General features: G+C 35.2%; 3 protein-coding genes. 2 read left to right on the plus strand and 1 reads right to left on the minus strand.

Annotated features, from left to right (window positions below; translation table 11 throughout):
• Positions 1-527: 527 nt before the first annotated feature.
• Entirely contained in the window at positions 528-1,463 is a 936-nt protein-coding gene (locus tag NE665_RS23425) for a hypothetical protein (RefSeq protein ID WP_117444740.1), read from the plus strand.
• Positions 1,464-1,693: 230 nt separating this feature from the next.
• On the opposite strand, the gene NE665_RS23435 is transcribed toward NE665_RS23425, so the two are convergent.
• The gene (locus NE665_RS23435; protein ID WP_117444742.1) at positions 1,694-2,251 is read right to left on the minus strand and encodes a CYTH domain-containing protein; all 558 of its coding nucleotides are present in this window, start codon (positions 2,249-2,251) and stop codon (positions 1,694-1,696) included.
• 59 nt (positions 2,252-2,310) lie between these two features.
• On the opposite strand from NE665_RS23435, the gene NE665_RS23440 reads away from it, so the two are divergent.
• On the plus strand, positions 2,311-3,084 hold the full coding sequence (locus tag NE665_RS23440) for an NAD kinase (protein ID WP_117444743.1): 774 nt from the start codon (positions 2,311-2,313) through the stop codon (positions 3,082-3,084).
• Positions 3,085-3,474 lie beyond the last annotated feature (390 nt).

Below are 3,474 nucleotides of genomic sequence, written 5' to 3' on the forward strand. Positions count from 1 at the left end.
AAATCCACATTCACAATTACACATTTTATCACAACCTGAAGTGATACCAAATAATTCAGGTGGAAAGGAGAACTGGTATATTAAATTTATTACTCATTATATGAGTAACTTAAATATACCAAGGAGTAAGGATAGGAATAGCTCTTATTCACATGTATAGGATAATTAAGAATTGTAAACATCAAGAATACGGAAGAAAAAACGATTTCCTTCAGTAACAGAATAATAAGAGAAACGACTCAAAAGGGTTAATATCATTTCATTGTAATAAAAGATGATTTACAACTAATTTCTTTCACCAAATAAGCTTAATTACTGTATAAGAATACATCATCATAACACACCATAGATTTAATTAGGTACTTGAACCTTAATATGAGGACATGGCATTAAAAAGAAATATTTCTATATGAAGTAGTATACAGGCGCTAAATCAAAATCTTCTTATATATACAAAAAAAGAAATATTTTCATTTTACTGCAAGCGCTATCATGATAAAATGGATATATAGGAAGAAGGTGATCATATGGGCTCTATTGCTTATATAACTGATAAGAGGATGATGGAATATCATAGACTTCATGGTAATTCCGTTATCAATTTCTGGAAGCCAAGTATCAAAAGTATTATTGATTTCAAAAAAGGAGATATGCTGTTCTTTTTGACAAAGGGGACAGAGCGTGGAAGAAAAAGAGAAAAGGGTATACTTGGATATGGTCATCTTAGAAAGCAGCAGAATATGGGATTTACGCAGATGTGGAATGTATATAAAACTCTGAGTGGCTATCCGGATAAGGAAGCATTAAGACAGGCAATCTGCAAAATTACAAAACAGGAGGAAGTTCCAGAGCTTCTCTCTTGCATGGAATTGGAAAATGTTGTTTATTTTCAATATCCGATTTACCTGAGCGAAATTGGAATGGAAATTTCCAATAATATTGAAAGCTTTTTCTATATCGATAAAGAAAACATACAAAATACAGGAAAACTCCTGCGTTTGGCAGCCTCTATTGGTACGGATGTATGGGTAAATAGCACTGTAGCTACAAAAGAAAAGAATATGCAGGAGGACGCCATACTGCAATTATTGGAAAACCTCAGCAGGCGTATAGATACAGGCTTCTATTCAGAATATGAGGAATCAAAAATACGTCATTATATTCAAACATTACAAGATCCGGATATCCGGACAATTAGAAACAGCAAAACAGAATATTGGACAAAACGGGATGGAAAAATAATGATTCTTCTGCCATGCCTCTTAAACTTTATAGATTATGAAAGTAAAATTCAATACAGCATTGGTCATTATCAGCTATTTAAAGTATATATCAATCAAAGTGAATATGCTGATCAGATTTCCATTAAATTACTTTTTAATCAAAAGGTCCACAGAAATTGGAGCTATGCTCTCAGCTATTTAAAGATAGAATATGAAGAAAGGCTAGTCGAAGAGGACTAGCCCTATAGCTATTACCTGAAGTATACAAAAGAACGGTATCATAATACTGAATTTTGCATTCCTTATTTTGTGTCGAAATACAATCATTCCAAGACCAATACCAAAGGCACCTCCAAGGAATCCATAGAGCAGCAGAAATCGTTCAGGTATTCGATAACGCTTATGCATGGCTTTCCATTTATCAATCCCCATCATACAAAAAGGCATTATGTTCCAGATAATAAGATAGATCATTCCTCCACTGCCTGCAATGCACGCTGAATCTTAGACGTGCAGTTTTTTACATAAACAAGCTGTACCTGATCAAGAAGCTTTTGGAAAACAGAAAGCCCGTCATGTGGACGCTTATACTCATATTCTATTTCATAATCTATATGACTTCCGTAGGTGCTGATATCAAAGCAAAGTTCAGCATTCTCTGTTTCTACAATAGCTCTTTTTGTCACCAGAGTAGTTAACGGAATGATGTCAGCTTCTATATGATACTCCTGCAAAAGCTGAACAATTTCCTTTGAACGTAGCGCGTGAACACTGTTTTCAGATACTTCACATTCACACTCGCACAATCCGTCAAGATTCTCCTGTCGCATTTTTAATGTAAATAGAAACCTTCCATTTCGCTCCCGTATACGCATAGCACCCTTCTGTTTCTGAATATCCCGGTTCACCGTATCATAATAGGTATTGGTCTGGGTTATAAAATTCAGATTTTCATACAAACCGCACAGCTTATCAAACTGCTCTTTACTCACTAGCATTTTATATTCTTTTTCAACATGTTTATTCATCTTTCATCACCTTATAGGATATGATACAATAGTACCATAACAAAAGGAAGTGATTTGTGATGAAATATTCAGTTGTTGCGAAAAAAGATGCAAAATCACATGCAGTTGAGGAGAAAATCAAAGAGCGTTTGCAGTCTGCAGGTTGGCTTTATGATAAAGCAGAACCGCAGCTTGTTATCTGTGTAGGCGGAGATGGTACACTGCTGTATGGAGTCCATCAGTATCTGCATCGTATCAGTGAAGTAAACTTCCTTGGCATTCATACAGGAACACTTGGCTTCTTTACAGACTATACGGAAGAGGAGCTGGAGGAATGCCTGCATGATATTCTGGAAAAAGAGCCTGTTATATTTGAATCCGGTTTATTAAAAATTAAACTGGATAATAATCCAGAACCATATTATGCATTAAACGAGATGCGCGTTGAAAATATTGTGAAATCTCAAATAATGGATATATATGTAGATGATGAGTTTTTTGAAACCTGCAGAGGCTCCGGAATCTGTCTTTCAACACAGGCTGGATCCACCGCATATAATCGCTCTCTTGGTGGTGCAGTTATAGACTGTGGTTTATCTCTGATGCAGTTGGCAGAAATAACAGCTATTCAGCATTCTAAGCACCGCTCCCTCGGTAATCCGTATATTATGATGGAGGATCGTCATGTAACAATGAAAAGTGAAACCTTCGATACAGCAATACTCTGCTATGATCATTTGAATGTGCCCTTGGAAGCCACTAAAGAAATTTATTGTGAGATGTCAAAATTGAAGGTGAGATTTGCTCGCTACCGTCATTACAGTTATTTAAAAAGACTAAAGAATTTATACTGACAAGGTAGTGTTTGTAAAAGCATGCATTCCACACACATACAGTATTTACAGCTATAGAAAAGAACTACTATTACTTTATCATAGAAAGCGGAAAACAGATTCAAAAGATCTGTTTTTTTATACTTTATCTTATCCTATATCAACTATCAACAGACCAATTATAAAAGAATCCCATCTGTTAAACTACAGTCCTTTCATCATACAAAAGAAAGAAAAGATATCAGCAATAAAAAACCGATCACGACTTGTGACCGGCTTATTCAGGCGCTTTAAATTTGTGTGTGGTTGTGGCATACCTTTAAACTTGTGTGTTGCCATTTTTTGACTTATCTAACAAACTGTGTGGATACCCTTTCACTTTTTGTGTGGGTGTCCTTTTCTTATATAAAA

The organism is Clostridium sp. DFI.1.208, from assembly GCF_024463855.1.
Taxonomy (GTDB): domain Bacteria; phylum Bacillota_I; class Bacilli_A; order Erysipelotrichales; family Erysipelotrichaceae; genus Clostridium_AQ.

Bases quoted from the DNA above. Each gene is read 5' to 3' on its own strand.
- NE665_RS23425 (WP_117444740.1), top strand. From the start codon at position 528: ATGGGCTCTATTGCTTATATAACTGATAAGAGGATGATGGAATATCAT.
- NE665_RS23435 (WP_117444742.1), bottom strand. From the start codon at position 2,251: ATGAATAAACATGTTGAAAAAGAATATAAAATGCTAGTGAGTAAAGAG.
- NE665_RS23440 (WP_117444743.1), top strand. From the start codon at position 2,311: ATGAAATATTCAGTTGTTGCGAAAAAAGATGCAAAATCACATGCAGTT.